The 18,330-nt window shown below is 68.9% G+C and carries 17 protein-coding genes; 1 reads left to right on the top strand and 16 read right to left on the bottom strand.

Annotated features, from left to right (window positions below; genetic code table 11):
* The first annotated feature begins 18 nt into the window (after positions 1-18).
* Entirely contained in the window at positions 19-480 is a 462-nt protein-coding gene (locus OH802_RS17305; protein WP_406020444.1) for a VOC family protein, read from the top strand.
* Between the two features lie 59 nt (positions 481-539).
* Here the strand turns inward: OH802_RS17305 and aroB are convergent, their stop codons facing one another.
* From aroB to OH802_RS17225, 16 genes are all read right to left on the bottom strand, one after another.
* Positions 540-1,646 (bottom strand): 3-dehydroquinate synthase, encoded by a 1,107-nt coding sequence (gene aroB, locus OH802_RS17300; RefSeq protein WP_406020442.1) that lies wholly within the window; start codon positions 1,644-1,646, stop codon positions 540-542.
* Positions 1,647-1,648: 2 nt separating this feature from the next.
* Positions 1,649-2,164, bottom strand: coding sequence for a shikimate kinase (locus tag OH802_RS17295; protein ID WP_141804915.1), 516 nt, complete (start codon positions 2,162-2,164; stop codon positions 1,649-1,651).
* A 14-nt stretch (positions 2,165-2,178) separates the two neighbouring features.
* A complete protein-coding gene (aroC, locus tag OH802_RS17290; RefSeq protein WP_406020439.1) occupies positions 2,179-3,357 on the bottom strand; it encodes a chorismate synthase in 1,179 nt (392 codons plus the stop codon).
* Positions 3,358-3,402: 45 nt separating this feature from the next.
* Positions 3,403-4,080 (bottom strand): prepilin peptidase, encoded by a 678-nt coding sequence (locus OH802_RS17285; protein ID WP_406020437.1) that lies wholly within the window; start codon positions 4,078-4,080, stop codon positions 3,403-3,405.
* Complete coding sequence (locus OH802_RS17280; protein ID WP_406020435.1) at positions 4,077-4,940, bottom strand: shikimate dehydrogenase; 864 nt, start codon at positions 4,938-4,940, stop codon at positions 4,077-4,079. The genes OH802_RS17285 and OH802_RS17280 overlap by 4 nt, the downstream gene beginning before the upstream one ends.
* A gap of 13 nt (positions 4,941-4,953) precedes the next feature.
* Positions 4,954-6,258 carry an endolytic transglycosylase MltG gene (gene mltG / locus OH802_RS17275; protein ID WP_406020433.1) on the bottom strand — a complete coding sequence of 435 codons (1,305 nt, stop codon included), beginning with the start codon at positions 6,256-6,258 and terminating at the stop codon, positions 4,954-4,956.
* 152 nt (positions 6,259-6,410) lie between these two features.
* A complete protein-coding gene (gene ruvX / locus OH802_RS17270) occupies positions 6,411-6,881 on the bottom strand; it encodes a Holliday junction resolvase RuvX (RefSeq protein WP_406020431.1) in 471 nt (156 codons plus the stop codon).
* Entirely contained in the window at positions 6,881-9,568 is a 2,688-nt protein-coding gene (gene alaS, locus OH802_RS17265; protein WP_406029335.1) for an alanine--tRNA ligase, read from the bottom strand. Before alaS ends, ruvX begins: the two co-directional genes overlap by 1 nt.
* Before the next feature lie 8 nt (positions 9,569-9,576).
* The gene (locus tag OH802_RS17260; RefSeq protein WP_406020429.1) at positions 9,577-9,891 is read right to left on the bottom strand and encodes a DUF6167 family protein; all 315 of its coding nucleotides are present in this window, start codon (positions 9,889-9,891) and stop codon (positions 9,577-9,579) included.
* Positions 9,888-10,445: a hypothetical protein gene (locus OH802_RS17255; protein ID WP_406020427.1), complete on the bottom strand. Its 558-nt coding sequence runs from the start codon at positions 10,443-10,445 to the stop codon at positions 9,888-9,890. The genes OH802_RS17260 and OH802_RS17255 overlap by 4 nt, the downstream gene beginning before the upstream one ends.
* A 12-nt stretch (positions 10,446-10,457) precedes the next feature.
* The gene (locus OH802_RS17250; RefSeq protein ID WP_406029333.1) at positions 10,458-11,789 is read right to left on the bottom strand and encodes a replication-associated recombination protein A; all 1,332 of its coding nucleotides are present in this window, start codon (positions 11,787-11,789) and stop codon (positions 10,458-10,460) included.
* Positions 11,790-11,858: 69 nt separating this feature from the next.
* Positions 11,859-12,851, bottom strand: a complete 993-nt coding sequence (locus tag OH802_RS17245) for an ABC transporter permease (protein WP_406020425.1) — start codon at positions 12,849-12,851, stop codon at positions 11,859-11,861.
* Positions 12,852-12,964: 113 nt separating this feature from the next.
* Positions 12,965-14,776: an ABC transporter substrate-binding protein gene (locus tag OH802_RS17240; protein WP_406020423.1), complete on the bottom strand. Its 1,812-nt coding sequence runs from the start codon at positions 14,774-14,776 to the stop codon at positions 12,965-12,967.
* Positions 14,777-14,823: 47 nt separating this feature from the next.
* Positions 14,824-15,822: an ABC transporter permease gene (locus tag OH802_RS17235; RefSeq protein ID WP_406020421.1), complete on the bottom strand. Its 999-nt coding sequence runs from the start codon at positions 15,820-15,822 to the stop codon at positions 14,824-14,826.
* 231 nt (positions 15,823-16,053) lie between these two features.
* Positions 16,054-17,241 carry an ABC transporter ATP-binding protein gene (locus OH802_RS17230; protein ID WP_406020419.1) on the bottom strand — a complete coding sequence of 396 codons (1,188 nt, stop codon included), beginning with the start codon at positions 17,239-17,241 and terminating at the stop codon, positions 16,054-16,056.
* Entirely contained in the window at positions 17,241-18,326 is a 1,086-nt protein-coding gene (locus OH802_RS17225; protein WP_406020417.1) for an ABC transporter ATP-binding protein, read from the bottom strand. The genes OH802_RS17230 and OH802_RS17225 overlap by 1 nt, the downstream gene beginning before the upstream one ends.
* Positions 18,327-18,330 lie beyond the last annotated feature (4 nt).

The raw sequence follows: 18,330 nt of genomic DNA, 5'->3' as shown, positions 1-18,330 counted from the left end.
ACGCCGCAGACTGGTCGCATGCTGACCAACATCAACATCACCGGAATCTACGTGCTCGACCAGGACGAGGCGCTCGACTTCTACGTCGGCAAGCTCGGGCTCGAGGTCGGGAGCGACGTCGACATGGGCTTCATGCGCTGGCTCACCGTCCACCTTCCCGGCGACCCCGACCACCAGCTGCTGCTCGAGGTGCCCGGCGGCTCACCCGCCCACAGCGAGGAGACGGCCGCCCAGCTGCGCGACCTGGTCACCAAGGGAGCCATGGGCGCCGTGGTCATCTTCAACACCGACGACTGCGACAAGCTCTACGAGGACCTCGCCGCCAAGGGCGTCGAGTTCACCGACAAGCCGACCAAGCAGCCCTACGGCATCGACTGCGCCTTCCGCGACCCCTTCGGCAACCACATCCGTGCCACCCAGCGTGTCGAGGGCCCCGTCGCGGTCACCGACGAGGACATCGCGCGCTGGTCCGGGAAGTGAGTTGAACCGCGGAAGGAATTTTCCTTCCACGCCGACCGGCACCAGCCGGGCGATCGTGGTCAGCCGGCGACGACCGCGTACGCCTCCCGCAGCTGCTCCTCGGACGGACCGGTGAGGATGCGGGGGGCGGCGAGGTCGTGGAGGACGAGGAAGCGGAGGACGGAGCCGCGGGCCTTCTTGTCGACACGCATGGCACCGATGAGGTCGTCGAAGCCGGCCTCGACGCCGAGCTCCTTGACGGTGGTCGGGAGGCCGACCTTCGCGAAGGTCGGCGCGTGCCGGGCGGCGACGTCGTCGGAGAGGACTCCGGCGAGCCGGGCGAGCTCGGCGGCGTACACGCACCCGACGGCGACCGCGTCACCGTGGCGGATCGAGAAGCCGGAGTGCTTCTCGAGCGCGTGCGCGAGCGTGTGGCCGTAGTTGAGCGTCTCGCGACCGGGGTGGCCGTCGGCGCCGCCGGTCTCCTTCAGGTCCGCGGCGACGACCTCGGCCTTGACCCGGATCGCGCGCTCGACCAACTCGGCCAGGACCGGCGAGTCGGCGGTGATCTTGTCCGTCTCGTCGACCAGGCGCAGGATCTCGGGGTCGGCGATGAAGCCGCACTTGACGACCTCGCCGAGTCCGGCGATCAGGTCGGCCTCCGGCAGGGTCTCGAGCAGCGCGAGGTCGCACAGCACGCCGGCGGGCTCGTGGAACGCACCGACGAGGTTCTTCCCGGCACCGGTGTTGACGCCGGTCTTGCCGCCGACCGCGGCGTCGACCATGGCGAGCACCGTGGTGGGCACGTGGACGACGCGTACGCCGCGCAGCCAACCGGCCGCGACGAACCCGCCGAGGTCGGTGGTCGCACCGCCACCGAAGGTGACGACGGCGTCGGAGCGGGTGAAGCCGCGCTCCCCCAGCGCCTCCCAGCAGTCGTTGGCGACCGCGACCGTCTTCTGGTCCTCGCCGCTGGGCAGTCCGAGGCCGAGCACGTCGTAGTGCTTCAGCAGCTCCTCGAGCACCGGCTCGGCGTACTCGGCGAGCTCGGCGGCGTAGAGGAACGCCACCCGCTCGACGCTTTCACCCAGGAGTCCCTGGAGCCGGCCGGCGAGGCCGGAGCCGATGACGACGTCGTACGCCGCGGCGCTCTCGACCCTGATGACGGTGCTGACGGGTTCGGTCACTTCTACTCCGTGGTGTTCAGCGCGGTGAGGGCGGTGGCGAGCTCGGCGGCGACGTCGTCGGCCGAGCGGCCGTCGGTGTCGACGACCAGCGTCGCGACCGACTCATAGATCGGTGCCCGCTCCTCCAGAAGCGTCTTGATGCGGCCGCGTACGTTGCCGAGCAGCATCGGACGGCCCGAGCCGAGCCCGACCCGCTTGACCGCGTCCGCGACCCCGACGCGCAGGTAGACGACGGTGTGCTCCTTGAGCAGGATCTGGGTCCGATCGGCCAGAACGGAGCCTCCACCGAGGGAGACGACCCCGTCGTGCTCAGCGAGAGCGGCGGCGACCGCGTCGGCCTCGACCGCACGGAAGTGCGCCTCGCCCTCGTCGACGAAGATGTCCTGCACGCTCTTACCGGCGGCCGCCGCGATGTCTTCGTCGGTGTCGCGCAGAGTGACCCCGAGACGGGAGGCGAGCAACGCACCGACGGTCGACTTGCCCGCGCCCATCGGGCCGACGAGCACGACAGCCGGCATCAGAGCCCGGGAAATCAACGCAGCCTCAGGTTCTCGAGGTAGGACTTGGCGTTGCGCGCGGTCTCGGCGACCGAGTCGCCACCGAACTTCTCCAGCGCCGCCTCGGCCAGTACGAGCGCGACCATCGCTTCGGCGACGACACCGGCGGCGGGCACCGCGCAGACGTCGGAGCGCTGGTGGTGGGCGACGGCCTCCTCGCCGGTGGCCACGTCGACGGTGCGCAGGGCACGCGGCACGGTCGCGATCGGCTTCATCGCGGCGCGCACGCGCAGGATCTCGCCGGTCGACATGCCGCCCTCGGTGCCTCCGGAGCGGCCGGAGGCGCGGCGGATGCCGTCAGCAGAGGGAACGATCTCGTCATGGGCCTTGGAGCCCGGAGTCGCGGCGAGCTCGAAGCCGTCGCCGACCTCGACACCCTTGATCGCCTGGATGCCCATCAGCGCACCGGCCAGGCGCGCATCGAGGCGCCGGTCCCAGTGGACGTGGGAGCCGAGGCCCGGCGGCAGCCCGTGGACGACGACCTCGACGACACCACCGAGGGTGTCGCCCTCCTTGTGGGCCTCGTCGATGCGGGCGACCATCTGCTTGGAGCCGTCGGGGTCGAGCACCCGCACCGGGTCCTCGTCCAGGCGCGCCACGTCCTCGGGAGCGGGGACCTCGCGGCCGGGCGTACGGACTCCGCCGATCTCCAGGACGTGGGACACCAACCGGACGCCGATCGCCTGCTCGAGGAAGGCCGAGGCGACGGCCCCGAGCGCGACGCGGGCCGCGGTCTCGCGGGCCGAGGCCCGCTCCAGGATCGGACGGGCATCGTCGAAGTCGTACTTCTGCATCCCGACCAGGTCGGCGTGACCGGGCCGCGGACGGGTCAGCGGCGCGTTGCGGGCCTGGCCGGCCAGCACGTCGGCGTCGACCGGGTCGGAGGCCATCACGGTCTCCCACTTGGGCCACTCGGTGTTGCCGACCTCGATCGCGACCGGACCGCCCTGCGACTCCCCGTGGCGTACGCCGCCGGTGATCCGCACCTGGTCCTTCTCGAACTTCATCCGGGCACCGCGGCCATAGCCGAGGCGCCGCCGGGCCAGGGCATCCGCGATGTGGTCAGAGGTGATCCGGACGTGGGCGGGCAGACCCTCCATCACGGCCGTCAGGGACGGACCATGGGACTCGCCCGCAGTGAGCCAACGCAACATGAGGCCAGTGTTTCATCCCGGTCACGCAACCCCGTGCACCCGGGCTCAAAGCGAGACGGCGAGCACACCGACGAGCATGCCCAGAATCATGAACGGCCCGTACGCCAGGGGCTCGCGCATCGCCGTGCGCGAGCGCTGCGCGACGGCGCGTCCGATGCCCCAGACACCGAAGATCGCCAGCCCTGCCCACAGCCCGACCGCGAGCTGCTCCCAGCCGAGCCGACCGAGGACCAGGCCGACGAGCGCCGCCAGCCGTACGTCGCCGAAGCCCATCGCGTGCGGCAGCATCCGCCACAGCAGCCAGAACACCGAGCGCGCGATCACCAGCCCGGCAAGGGCGCCGAGTGCCGCCGCGGTGTCACGCGTCCAGAGCCACTCGGCGGCGAGCAGGCCGAGCCCGACCGCGGTCGCCACCAGGATCGGCAACTTCGGCAGCCGCTGGACGCGCCAGTCGACATAGGCCAGCAGAACCCAGACAGGTGTGAGCGGCACCAGCGCCACCATCAGTCGCGAGGGCTCCACCCGCCAGGCGAGCAGCCCGGCGAGCGCCGCGGAGACGGCCACCGCAAGAGGCAGGAGCGGGGGCCACCCGGCCACGGTGGCATAGGAGACCGCCGGCGGATCGTCGACCGGCTCGGGGAGCCGGCGAAGCAGTGCCGGCACCCCGAGAGCGAGCAGACCGGCGACGGCCGCACTCACCAGCACGACCGCCCCGGGACTCATGCCGGTGACGGCTCCATACTGGACTCCCTGCTGGCCAGCGCCTTCTCCCCCGCTGCCCGCATCGCGGCGAGAGGTGCCGGCCGGCCGGTGAAGAGCTCGAACTGCAGCACCGCCTGGTGCACGAGCAGGTCCAGACCGCTCACCGCGACGCCAGGCGTCACCGACAGCAGGGGCGAGGGCCACGGGTCGTAGACGACGTCGAAGACGACCGGCGTCGAGGCCCAGCGGTCGATGAGCTCCGGAGTCTGCGCCTTCGCCGGGACCGTGGAGACGACCACGTCGACGCCACTGGTAACCGACTCCCGGGCAGCCGAGTCCAGCGGCAGCACCGAGACGACCGGCTTGCTCGGGTGACGCGAGATCATCTCGATCGTCTCCCCCGCCGCACCCGGGTTCCGCGCCAGCAACGTGATCCGGGAGGCACCCAGCTCGGCCAGCGCGAGGCCCGTGGAGGCCGCAGTCGCGCCGGCGCCCAGGATCGCGCCGGACGTGCAGGAGAATCCCTCGCCCGCGCGCTCCCGAATCGCCGCGACCGCGCCGGGCAGGTCGGTGTTGTCCCCCGCCCAGCCGTGCGAGGAGCGCACCAGCGTGTTGACCGCCCCCACGAGCCGCGCCCGCGGCGACATCGACCGAGCCAGCTCGTACGCCTCCCGCTTGAGCGGCATCGTCACCGACAGCCCACGCCACCGGCTGGGCGGCCAGTCGCCACCGAGGTCGGCAACGTACTTCGCCAGGCCGCCGGCCTGCACGCGCGTGGACGTGTAGGACCAGTCGGACATCTCCAGCTCGGCGTACGCGGCCTGGTGGAGGGTCGGGGAGAGCGAGTGATCGATCGGATCACCCAGGACAGCGCACTTCACTCAGGTCTTCTCCTCAGCAGCTCTTGGACTCGGTTGCGCAGTAGTCCTTGTACTCGGCCTTGAACTTCAAGAACTGGTCATAGTTCTTGGCGAACTTCGTCTCGCCGGTCTTCAGGTTGACGGTCACGTAGTAGTACCAGTCACCTTCCGCCGGGTTGAGCGCGGCCTGGATCGCTTCATCACCCGGTGCACCGATCGGGCCCGGAGGCAGACCCTTGTTGGTGTAGGTGTTGTAGGACGAGTCGACGGATTGCACGTTGACGCCACCGAGCTCGGTGCTTCCAGACTTCCCGAGCGCATAGTTGACGGTCGCGTCGATCTGCAGGAAGCCCGCTTGGCCGGCCGTGCCGGGGTTCTCGACACGGTTGTAGATGACCCGGGCGATCTTCGACATGTCGTCGCCACGACCCTCCGCCTCGACGAGGGAGGCCACGGTCATGATCTGCTCGGGCGTACATGCCTTGCCGCCGCCGCACTTGAGCTGTTTGGCGCGCGCCTCGATGTCGTTGTCACCGAGGGCCTGCTCCCATCGGTCGACCATCATCGCCAGCATCTCGGTCGGCGTCGCGTCGGGCGGGAAGGCGTACGTCGCCGGGAAGAGGTAACCCTCGACGTTGCCCTCGGCGTAGTCGGGCAGCCCGATCGCCTCAGCGTCCTGGGCGGCCTTCTTGAACTCGGCCGGCTTCTTCCCGGTCTTCTCGGCGAGCACCTTGTAGATCGCCTTGGCGCGCGACCCCTCGGTGATGGTGACGTTGACCGTGTCGATGTTCTCCGGGTTGGCGAGGATCTCGACGGCGTCGGCGGCCTTCATCTGCTTCTTCAGCGGGTAGAAGCCGACCTGGACGGTCAGTCCCTCGGCGTTGGCCGCCTCGATGAAGGCGTCGACCGACTCCACGACGCCGATCTCCTTCAGGTTGCGGCCGACCGCTGAGACCGAGTCACCCTCGTGCACCTCGAAGGAGACGGGGTCGGTGCCGGGTCCGGGGTAGTCGGCCGGCGGCGCAACCATGTCCTTGACGTAGTCGATCGCCCGGTCGCCCACGAAGTAGAACCCACCGACGACCACCGCCATGGCCACCAGAACGGCCAGACAGCCACCGAAGCGTCGTTTGCGCTTGGGCGGCTCCTCGTCGAAGTAGGGATCGTGATCGGAGGGACCACCCTCGAAGAAGGCCGGCTGCTGCTGGTAGGTCGGCCTGCCGTAGTCGCCCGGCCGCTGCGGTGGCTCCTGCCGGCCGTAGCCCGGCGGGGGCGTGCCGGCACCGGGCACCGGACGAGGCCCCGGGCGCCGACCCGGCTGGCCCTGCTGCGGAGGCATCTGACCCGGCATCTGCGGCGGCATCCGGCGTGGGTCGCGGGGATCCTGCGGAGGCTGCTGCCGTGGCGGGTGGCCACCGCGCGGATCGCGACCATATGACCCCTGGCCAGGGCGACGCGGGTCGCGCGGGTCCGGGGGGTAGTAGCGCTCACTCAATGACCGACCTCAACGATCTCTCCAGGCGCGGTCCCCGAAGCGCGCTCACTGTCCAATGCGTGTTGCAGGATCACAACCGCCGCGGCCATGTCCACCACGGCTCGGCGGTCCTGGCCCTTGCGCCCCCGGTCTCGGAGCATAGCCTCCGCGGAAACTGTGGTGAGTCGTTCGTCGATGAGGCGAACCGGGACCGGGGCCACTCGCCGCGCCAAGGACGCGGCGAAGTCCCGGACCTTAGCAGTCGCCGGGTTCTCCCCTCCCTTGAGGGACCGGGGCAGCCCGACGACCACCTCGAGCATCGTCGACTCCTCGGCGATCTCGGCGACGATCGCCTGCAGACGCGCGAGGTCTCCGCGACCCTTCTTGACCGTCTCGAGCGGCGTCGCCAGGAACCCCGTGGGGTCACTCCTGGCGACGCCGATCCGGGCGTCGCCAGGATCGAGACCGAGGCGTACGCCGTGCCGCATCAGGCTTGCGCGACCAGCGTCGGGACCATCCCGAGCGCGGTGTCGATCTTGGAGACGTCGGTGCCGCCGCCCTGGGCGAAGTCCGGCTTGCCGCCGCCACGACCGCCGACGACCGGCGCGAGCTCCTTGATCAGGTCACCCGCCTTCACGCCCTTGGCGATGCCAGCCGAGTTGACCGCAGCCACGACCGCGACCTTGTCGTCGGCGTCACCGATGAGGACCACAGCCGCCGGCGCGTCCCCGAGCCGGGCGCGTACGTCCTGGGCGAGCGTGCGGGCGTCGCCGCCGCCCACACCCGGGACCCGCTGGGCGACGAGCTGGACGCCGTTGACGTCGACCGCGGAGGCCGCGATCGAGCCACCGGAGGCGAGCAGCTGTGCCGTACGCGCCCGGGCGATCTCCTTCTCGGCGGCCTTGAGCCGCTCCATCAGGTCGGAGACCCTGCCGACGACGTCGTCGGACTTCGTCTTGAGCAGCAGGTTGAGCTCGGAGACCACGTCGCGCTCACGGGCGAGGTAGTTGAAGCCCTCGACGCCCGTGTATGCCTCGATGCGCCGGTTGCCGGAGCCGACCGAGGCCTCGGAGGTGACCACGATCGTGCCGATCTGGGCGGAGTGGTCCACGTGGGTGCCGCCGCACAGCTCGCGCGACCAGGGGCCGCCGATCTCGACGACTCGCACCTTGGAGTCGTCGTAGGTCTCGCCGAAGAGCGCGATCGCGCCCCACTCCTTGGCCTGCGGGAGCGTCATGTAGTCCCACGAGACCGGCAGGTCGGCCCGCAGCGCGTGGTTGGAGACCTCCTCGATCTCGTGCATCTGCTCGGGGGTCAGGCCCTTGGTCCAGCCGTAGTCGAGACGCAGGTAGCCGGGGCGGTTGTAGGAGCCCGACTGCAGCGCGGTCGGACCGAGCACCTCGCGCAGCGCCGCGTGCACCACGTGGGTGCCGGAGTGGGCCTGGCGGGCGCCGAGACGCCACTCGGGGTCGACCTGCGCGTGCACGAGCGACTCGCCGGCCGACCCGTGTGCAGAGAACTCGCCGTCGACGACCCGGACCTGGTGCACCACGAGGCCCTTGACCGGCCGCTGCACGTCGACGACCTCGAGCCGGCCGCCGTCGAACTCGATGATGCCCGCGTCGGCGGACTGGCCACCGGACTCGGCGTAGAACGGGGTGCGGTCGAGGACGATCTCACCGATCTCCTCGGGGCCGAGCACGTCGACCGGCTTGCCCTCCTTGAGGAGGGCGATCGCCTTCGACTCGGTGTCGAGGGTCGTGTAGGCCTGCCAGTCGGTCGGCCCGTTGCTGTCGAGGATGCCGCGGTAGACCGACACGTCGGCGTGCTGGCCCTTCTTGGCGCGCGCGTCGGCCTTGGCCCGCTCACGCTGCTCGGTCATCAGCCCGCGGAAGCCCGGCTCGTCGACCTCGAGGCCCGCCTCGGCGGCCATCTCGAGGGTCAGGTCGATCGGGAAGCCGTACGTGTCGTGGAGCTGGAACGCCTTGGCGCCCGTGAACGTGGTGGATCCGCTCGACTTCACCTCGGTCGCGGCCAGGTCGAAGATCTGGGTGCCGGCCGCGAGGGTCTTGCGGAAGGCCTCCTCCTCGGCGTCTGCGACCCGCTTGATGCGGTCCCAGCCGGTGTGCAGGTCGGTGTAGGTCTCCCCCATCTTGTCGCGGGAGATCGGCAGCAGCTCCGGCATCGCCGGGTCCTCGTAGCCCAGCAGGCGCATGTTGCGGATCGCGCGGCGCATCAGCCGACGCAGGACGTAGCCACGGCCCTCGTTGCCGGGGGTCACGCCGTCGCTGATCAGCATCAGCGAGGAGCGCACGTGGTCGGCGACCACGCGGAAGCGGACGTCGTCCTCGTAGGAGGCGCCGTACTTCTTCCCGGTCAGTTCCATCGCCTTCTCGATCACTGGGAAGACGACGTCGGTCTCGTACATGTTCGCCTTGCCCTGCATCAGGTAGGCGACACGCTCGAGGCCGAGGCCGGTGTCGATGCTCTTCTGCGGCAGGGCGCCGTCGATGTCGACGTCGTACTTGGACCGCGCCGCGACGACGTTGTCCTGCATGAAGACCAGGTTCCAGAACTCCAGGTAGCGGTCGCCGGCGTCCCAGTCACGATCGGCGCCGAACTCCGGGCCGCGGTCGATCAGGATCTCCGAGCACGGACCGCCCGGTCCGGGCACGCCCATGGACCAGTAGTTCTCGCTCGGGGGCAGCCGCACGATGCGGTCGTCGGGCAGGCCGGAGATCTTCTTCCAGAGCGCGACCGCCTCCTCGTCGCCGTTGAGCACCGAGGGGTAGAGGGCAGACTCGTCGAAGCCGAAGCCGCCGTCGGCGACCGACTTGGTGACCAGCTCCCAGGCGAGCGTGATCGCGCCCTCCTTGAAGTAGTCACCGAAGGAGAAGTTGCCGCACATCTCGAAGAAGGTGCCGTGCCGGGTGGTCTTGCCGACCTCCTCGATGTCGGGCGTGCGGATGCACTTCTGCACCGAGGTCGCCCGGTCGTAGGGCGGAGTGGCCTGACCCAGGAAGTAGGGCTTGAAGGGCACCATGCCTGCATTGACGAAGAGCAGGTTGGGGTCGTCGAGCAGGAGCGATGCCGACGGCACCACCGTGTGCTCGCCGACACTCGTGTTCTCGGCGAAATGCGCCGTGAAACGGCGGCGGATCTCCGCCGTGCTCAACCACTCCATCAGGGGGTACTACCTTCCGTGTTCTGCCTCGGGTCCTCGGTTGGCCCGTTCAATCCAAGTGTCTGCTGCTCGGCACCTGCGGCGCCAATCTGTTTCGGACCCGCGGTCCTGGCCTCGATCCACTCGCGCAGCTCGAGCTCCTTCTCGGCCTTGCCGGTGGCCAGCTCGTCGCGGAAGATCCGCGCGCCGACGCCGAGCGCCTGGGCCCGGTCGCGCAGGCCGTCGGCGGTGAAGGCCTCCGCGGCCCGCCGCCCCTTGACCATCGCGTACACGCCCGCACCCGCACCGACCACGAACCAGATCGCGCCCCTCATAGGGAGTCCTCCATACGTACGTCCTCGTCAACTGCCGCGCGCTGGCGCGCACGGTATTCGCGCAGCGCCTCGCGCATCTCGCTCTTCCGGTCCTTGCGTGCCCGCTTGACCTCGCGGTGCATCTCGTAGCGGATCTTGAACCGCACCTCGGGCGAGAGCGCCCGGCGCACCCCGTGGACCAGCGCGGCACTGTGCACCACGGTCTCCCGGAACACGGCGTCCGCGAAGGCGGGTGCGGTCAACGTACGCTGCACCACCTGCTCCACCTCGGCAGGCTCGCCGTCCTCCCCGAGGGAGGTGATCACATACTCTCTCTCGGCGACGTCCCGGCGCCGCCGTCGCCCGGCCGGCTCGGGCGGGGTCAGCCGCTTCTCCAGCGCTTCGAGCCGCTCGCGCAGCTCGGCCTCGCTGGCCTCGGCCTCCTCGAGCCGGCGCCGCGCGGCTCGGCGCGCCCGGAGCGCGAGCAGCACGGCCACCAGCGAGATGAGGACCAGGACCCCCACCGCGGTCAGCGTCGCCACCAGCGCCCACCCGGGCATGCTCGAGTTCGTCATGGTGCGCCTACCCTATCCATCCTGTCCGCGCACGATTTTCCGGACACGCTCCCAACGTTCCTTCACTCCGGCTTCGGCTCCGTGGGTGGTCGGCTGGTAGTACTCCGCATCCGCCACAGCGTCGGGTGCGTACTGCTGCGTCGCGATGCCGAACGGCTCGTCGTGGGCGTACTTGTACGCCTCCCCGTGCCCGATCTTCTTCGCGCCCTCGTAGTGGGCGTCGCGCAGGTGTGGCGGGACGTTGCCGATCTTCCCGGCCGAGACGTCGGCGCGAGCGGCGAAGATGGCGTTGGTGACCGCGTTGGACTTCGGCGCGACGGCGAGGGCGATCGTCGCGTGCGCCAAGGTGAGCTGGGCCTCGGGCATCCCGATCAGCTGCACGGTCTGGGCCGCGGCGACCGCGGTCTGAAGCGCCGTCGAGTCGGCCAGGCCGATGTCCTCAGAGGCGAGGATCATCAGCCGGCGGGCGATGAACCGGGGGTCCTCCCCCGCCTCGATCATCCGCGCCAGGTAGTGCAGCGCCGCGTCGGCGTCCGACCCACGCACCGACTTGATGAAGGCGCTGACCACGTCGTAGTGCTGGTCGCCCTGCCGGTCGTAGCGCACCGCCGCCTGATCGACCGCCCGCTCGGCGGCCTCAAGGGTGATCTTCCCACCCGACGCAGCTCCCGCAGCGGCCTCCAGATACGTCAGCGACCGGCGCGCGTCGCCGCCGGCGAGGCGTACGAGATGGTCGAGCGCCTCGTCCGTCAGTGTCACCGAGCCGCCGAGGCCACGCTCGTCCTCGACCGCCTTCAGCAGTACGCCACGGATGTCGTCGTCGGTGAGCGACTCGAGCCGCAGCAGCAGCGAGCGCGACAGCAGCGGCGAGATCACCGAGAAGAAGGGGTTCTCCGTGGTGGCGGCGACCAGCGTGACCCAGCGGTTCTCCACGCCCGGCAGCAGCGCGTCCTGCTGCGCCTTGCTGAACCGGTGGACCTCGTCGACGAAGAGGACCGTCTCCTTGCCGGTCGCGACCAGCTCGGCGCGGGCCGAGTCGATCGCCGCGCGAACCTCCTTGACCCCGGCCGAGACCGCGGAGACCTCGACGAACCGACGGTCGGTGGAGCGGCTCACGATCGAGGCGATGGTCGTCTTCCCGGTCCCCGGCGGCCCCCACAGCAGCAGCGAGAGCGACTGCCCGCCCTCCACCACCTGGTGCAGCGGCGACCCGGACGCCTTGAGCGAGCTCTGGCCCACGAGCTCCTCGAGCGTACGCGGTCGCATCCGGACTGCCAGCGGCGCTGCCGCATGGTCGCTGTGACTCAGCGACCCGCCGCGCGAGGCGCCGGCAGCAGCCCCCATCTCAAACAACCCGTCCACACGCCAACCCTAGTGGCCGGCACCGACAGACTCAGCCGACAGGGTGGGGGGTCAGGTGAGGCGTACGCGTGGGTCGAGCACGCTGTAGAAGAGGTCGACCAGGAGGTTGGTGACCACGATGATGAAGGCGGAGATCAGCGTGGTCGCCTCGATGACCGGCAGGTCGCTCTGGCTGACCGCGTTGAGTGCCCGCAGACCGAGGCCGGGGATGCCGAAGATGAGCTCGGTGAAGATGGTGCCCGTCAGCAGCGATCCGAAGTCGATGCCGAAGATCGTCACGATCGGCACGACCGCCGCGCGCAGCGCGTGCTTGTTGACGATCCGCCGCTCCGGAAGGCCCTTGGCGCGCGCCGTCCGGACGTAGTCCTGGTTGAACGACTCGATCATCGAGCCGCGGGTGAACCGGGCGTACTTCGAGGAGTTCACCAGGCCGAGCGCGAGCCAGGGCAGCATCAGGCCCCACGCCCACTTCAGAGGCGATTCGGTCAACGGGTGGTAGCCCTCCTGCGGGAAGATCCCGGCACTGACCGCGAGATAGAGGAACGCGAGCAGGACGAACAGATAGTAGGGAATCGACTCGATCACCAGCGTCGCGCCGATGACGGCCTTGTCCGCCGAGGTCCCCCGGCGTCTGGCCGCGAACATCCCGATGGGCACGCCGATGAGCAGGATCGTGACGCCGGCGCCGACCGCGACCGAGACCGTCGGCCCGATCCGGTCCTTGATGTCGTCCCAGACGTTGACCCGGTAGATGAAGCTGACCCCGAAGCACGGGGCCTCACAGTCGTACGCCTCGGAGCCGAAGGCGATCTCGCGACCCGTGAAGATGCCGGTCATGTACTCGGTGTACTGAACATGGAGCGGCGCATCCAGGTTGAGCGCCTCCCGGATCGCGTCCTGTCGCTCCGCGGTGCACTTGGGCTCCGGGCACATCGCGTCCGCCGGGTCGCTCGGGCCATAGGTGAAGAGCGCGACGACCGCCACCGAGATCACGAACAGCACGAGAATCGCCGAGATCAACCGGCGTACGACAAAACCGATCATGGGACGGAGGTCTCGCTTCCTAGAAGGTGTCCACGGGCGCTGGCCCAGAGTTGCGGTGTCCTGTGTGCGGGTCCGGCCGGCGTGGGGTGTGCACCCACGCCGGCCGGATCACCTCACTTCAGGTACATGATGGAGAAGCTCGGCATGCCCTTGACCGGGTCGTTGACGACCCCGCCGACCTGCGAGCCCTTGATGAAGGCGTTCGCGTCGTAGCCGGCGTTGATCTCGACCATGTAGGTCTCCTGCATCCACTTGTCGAACTCGCCCCAGGCCGCGGGAACCTCGTCGGCGTCCATCTTCAGGATCTCGGCCTGCTTCGCGTCAGCGTCGGCCTCCTTGAAGTTGGTCGGGTTCGGCATGCCCGGCTTGTTGGCGTTCGAGCCGATCCACTGAGCCGGGAACCACGAGCCGCCCGAGGGCCAGTCGGAGCACCAGCCGCCGTAGCGAAGGTTGATCGGAGCGTCCAGGTTGCTCTGGTCGTCGCGGTAGGTCTCGTCGGTCGAGGCCACCGGGGTCGCCTTGAAGCCGGCGGCCTCGAAGCCCTTGACCATCTGGTCCTTCTTGGCCACCGACTGCTCGTCGTCTCGCTCGTAGTACCACTTGATCTCGAAGCCCTCGGCGCCGGCCTCCTTCAGCAGCGCCTTGGCCTTCTCCGGGTCGGTGGTCTGACCGTCCTGGCCCTTCGGGTACTGGTACTCGACCCGACCCGCGGTGCCCGGGGGCAGGAGCGAGGTGCCGGGCTGGATGGTGACGCCGATGATCTCACCGGAGGCCTTCCAGGCAGCCTGGTAGGGGTAGGCCCAGCTGATGGCCTCGCGCACCTTCTTGTCCGTGATCTTGGTCTGGTCCGGACGGTACATGTAGGTGCACGGCGAGGTGCCCTCGACGAGGTTGTCCGGCGCGCTCTCCTTGATCGACTTGTAGGTCGGAGGCGTGACGTCGTCGTACGTCATCATCGTCTGCGCTGCGCCCTTGTCGCCGAGGATCTGGTTCTCGAGCTTCGCGGTGTCCTGGGCGAACTTGAAGTCGAACGCGTCGGCGGCCTGGAACCGGCCGGGGTCGGTGTCGGGGTCCCACTGGTCGTTCTTGACCAGCGTCAGCGAGGTGCCGGGCTTGTAGGACTCGAACTTGTAGGGCCCGGTGGACATCGGGTGGCTCTCGTAGGCCAGCGGGTCCTTGTCCTTGGCCTTCGGGATCGGCGAGAAGACCGGGAACGAGGCGTAGTAGTCGAGCTCGGGGAACGCCTGGGCGAGGTGGATGATCACCTTGTTGCCGTCGGCCTCGACGCCGTCGTAGTCCTCACCGCCGTACCAGCCGGCGCTGGGGTCGTAGTCGGCGAGCTTCTTCAGCTCCGCGTCGGTGTCCGCGAACGGGCCCTTGTACTTCTGACCGTCCTTGAAGAACGTCGTCTGGTAGGTCGGGCCGTCGGTCAGGGTGTCGGTCGCGAACGAGCGCTTGATGCCGTAGACGACGTCCTCGGCGGTGACGTCGGTGCCGTCCTCGTACTTGATCCCGTCCTTCAGCTCGAAGGTCCAGGTCAATCCGTCCTCGGAGACTTGACCGAGGTCGGTGGCGAGGTCGGGGACGAGGATGGAGTCGCCGCTCTCCTCGTCGTAGACGTACTGCGTCAGCGAGCGGGTCACCAAGCCGGACATGATCGCGCCCGAGTCGGTGTAGTAGGTCCGGGTCGGGTCGAGCGTGGCGGGCGCGTTGTTCGACAGCACCGTGATCGTGCCGCCCTTCTTCGCGTCGGACGGGATCTCCAGCGGCCCCTCGGCCGTGGCGTCCTTGCCGGCTCCGGCTCCGCCGCCGGCCTTGAACTCGCCGGCCGGGTCCTCGCCACCGCCGCCCCCGCCACCACAAGCAGCGGTGAGCGTCAGCGCAGCGATCGCACTGGCGGCGATCACTGTTCTCTTCAATTGCATCGTAGGTGTCCACCTTCCATGGTTGATGCCTCTCTCCGACGACGTGCTCACCGGAAAGACTTGGGGTCGAAGGCGTCGCGGATGGCGTCTCCGAGCAGGTTGAGCGCGAAGACCAGGACCACGATCCCGACGATCGGCGCGTAGAGGTACAAGGGGTACTCGTCGAACCAGCTCTGGGCGCGCAGGATCGTCTGTCCCCAGGACGGGCGTCCGGTCACACCGACGCCGAGGTAGGCCAGCGTCGCCTCCGCGGCGATCGTGGCCGGCAGGCTCAGCGAGAACGAGACGACGATCGGCGCCACCAGGTTGGGCAGCAGCTCCTTGAACAGGATCCGATGGGTCGGCATCCCGAGGACGTGGGCAGCCTCGATGAACTCGCGCTCACGCAGCGAGATCACCTCACCGCGGATCAGCCGGGCCAGGCCCATCCATCCGAAGATCGAGAGGATCACGATGAGCGCGATCAGCGAGGCGTTGTCGAGCATCGCCGGGTTCTCCCGCCAGCGCTCCACGAGCATCGGCGAGATGGCGATCGCGACCAGCAGGAACGGCAGCGTGAGAAAGAGGTCGATCACGAACGTGATCACCCGGTCGCCCCAGCCGCGGCTGTAGCCCGCGATCAGGCCGAGCACCACGCCGACGACGGTCGAGACGACCGTGGCGATCGTGGCGACCAGCAGGGACGTACGCGCGCCGTAGAACCACTCCGCGAGCAGGTCGTTGCCGGAGTTGGGCTCCAGGCCGAGCGGCGCCTCCCAGGTGAACCCGTAGTTGGGCGGGCCGATGACGGGGTAGTTGAACGAGTCGGTGTCGGCGACCGGGTCACCGGCACGCACCTCGACGCCGAACAGCTTGCACAGCAACGGCGCGAAGATCGCGATCAGGACGAAGAGCAGCACGATCCCGGCACAGATCATCGCGACCTTGTCCGAGAGGAGGCGGTCCATCGCGATCCGCATCGGCGAACGGCCGGCGACATCGCCCGTCCTCGGTTCCGGATTGATCTCGGGATCAGGACCCTGGATCAACACTTCGGACACAGTCATACGCTCGGATCTCCGTTCGATGCCAAGGCTCGGTACGCCCAAGACCAGACCACTTCGCGCGGCCCCGAGCCAGCGCGCTGCATCAAGTTATGCCAAGTTGCAGCGGTTCGGGCGGGACTACAGGTAACGGTTCGATACCGACGGTGACGTGTGACACACACGTAACAAAGACGGCCCGCAGCCAAAGGCTGCGGACCGTCTTTCGTAATCTCGCCGAGACGCGGGAGATTCTCAGGCGCGACCCCGCGAGTTGTTCGCCAGGTCGTACCAGGTGTCGGCGTACCCGGGACCGTCGCCCGGGACCTCGGCCGGGCTGGCGCCCGGGTCCGGCGCACCGAACTCGTCGACGCCCAGGAGCGGCGCGGTGATCGGCTTCTCCGGGTGCTGGTGGATCTCACCCGGGAAGTGGCAGGCGACCTTGTGCTTCTTGCCGATCTGCAGCAGCGGCGGCTCGACCACGGAGCAGATGTCCTTGGCGAGGGAGCAGCGGGTGCGGAAGTGGCAGCCCGAGGGCGGGTTGATCGGCGAAGGTACGTCGCCCTCCAGCCGGATCCGCTCACGACGGCCGCCGATCGCGGCCTGCTTCACGTCGGGCACAGCGGAGAGCAGCGCCTGGGTGTAGGGGTGGTGAGCGTGCTCGTAGATCGACTCGCGGTCACCGATCTCCACGATCTTGCCGAGGTACATCACCGCGACCTCGGGGCAGAAGTGACGAACGATGGCGAGGTCGTGCGCGATGAACAGGTAGGAGATGTCGAACTCCTTCTGCAGGTCCTGCAGAAGGTTGATCACCTGGGCCTGGATCGACACGTCCAGCGCGGAGACGGGCTCGTCGGCGACGAGCAGCTTCGGCTGCAGGGTCATGGCCCGGGCGATGCCGATGCGCTGACGCTGGCCGCCGGAGAACTCGTGCGGGTAGCGGTTGTAGTGCTCGGGGTTGAGCCCGACGAGCTCGAGCAGCTCCTGGACCCGGCTGAGCACCTTGTCCTTGGGCACCATGTTGTGGATCCGCAGCGGCGCGCCGATGATCGAACCGACCGTGTGCCGCGGGTTCAACGAGGTCGACGGGTCCTGGAAGATCATCTGGATCTCCCGGCGCATCGGGTGCAGCTTCCTACCCGAGTAGTTGGCGATGTCGGTGCCCTCGAAGTTGATCTTCCCCTCGGTGGGCTGGTAGAGCCGCGTCACCATCCGCCCGGTGGTGGACTTGCCACAGCCGGACTCACCGACGAGGCCGAGGGCGCTGCCCTTGGCCACCTCGAAGGAGACCCCGTCGACGGCCTTGACGTGCCCGACCGTACGCCGGATCACGCCGCTGCCCTTGACCGGGAAGTGCATCTTCAGATTCTCGACCGAGAGCACGGTCTCCGTGCTCGCCGGCGCGACCGAGGCCGCGGTGGCAGTCGTGGTGTCGCTCATCAGTCCTCCACCAGGTCAGGGGCGATCTCGGGCAGGATCTCTGCCACGTAGACCTCGTCGGCGTTCTTGATGTGGCACCGCTTGGTGTGGTTGCCACCGCTGCTGGCCGGGGTGAGGTCGGGAAGGGTCGTCCGGCACAGGTCGCCGCCCACCTTCGCCACGTGGTCACAGCGCGGTTCGAAGGCACATCCCGGCGGTGCGTTGAGCAGCGACGGGGGGTTGCCTCGGATCGGGATCAGCTTGGCCTCGGTCGACGCGGTCAGGTCCGGCACGCTGGAGAGCAGTCCCCAGGTGTAGGGCATCTGCGGGTGGGTGAGGATCTCCTTGCACGGGCCGTACTCGACCGCCCGGCCGGCGTACATCACGAGTACGTCATCGGCCATCTCCGCCACGACACCGAGGTCGTGGGTGATGATGATGACCGCCGCGTCGAAGTCGCGCTGCAGGTCCTGGAGCAGGTCGAGGATCTGCGCCTGGACGGTCACGTCCAGCGCGGTGGTCGGCTCGTCGGCGATGAGCAGGCTCGGGTTGTTGATCAGTCCCATCGCGATCATCGCGCGCTGGCGCATACCGCCGGAGAACTGGTGCGGGTAGTCGTCCACACGACGGTCGGGCTGCGGGATGCCGACGCGGTCGAGCATCTCGATGGCGCGCTTGCGCGCCTCCCGCTTGGTCACGTTGTTGTGGACCTGGTAGGCCTCCATGATCTGGTTGCCCACCGAGTAGTAGGGGTGCATCGCGGAGAGCGGGTCCTGGAAGATCATCGCCACGTCGCTTCCGCGGCGCTTACGCATGTCCTCGTTGCTCACCTTGAGCAGGTCGACCCCGTCGAGCATGATCTCGCCGCTGAGGATGGCGTTGGTGCCGCGGTGCAGCCCCATGATCGCCGAGCTGGAGACCGACTTGCCGGAGCCGGACTCACCCACGATGCCGAGGGTCTTGCCGCGCTCGAGCTCGAAGGAGAGGCCGTCGGTCGCCTTGACGATGCCGTCGGAGGTGGAGAAGTGGACCTTCAGGTCCCGCACCGAGAGGAACGCGCCATCGTTGGCGGGCGTCGTCTCGGGCGTCATGGAAAGGTCAGTCATGGAT

It is taken from the genome of Nocardioides sp. NBC_00850 (assembly GCF_045207335.1).
In the GTDB taxonomy this organism is placed as follows: Bacteria; Actinomycetota; Actinomycetes; order Propionibacteriales; family Nocardioidaceae; genus Nocardioides.
The sequence above is the reverse complement of the archived record's forward strand: the minus strand, read 5'-3'. Positions and strand labels throughout refer to the sequence as shown.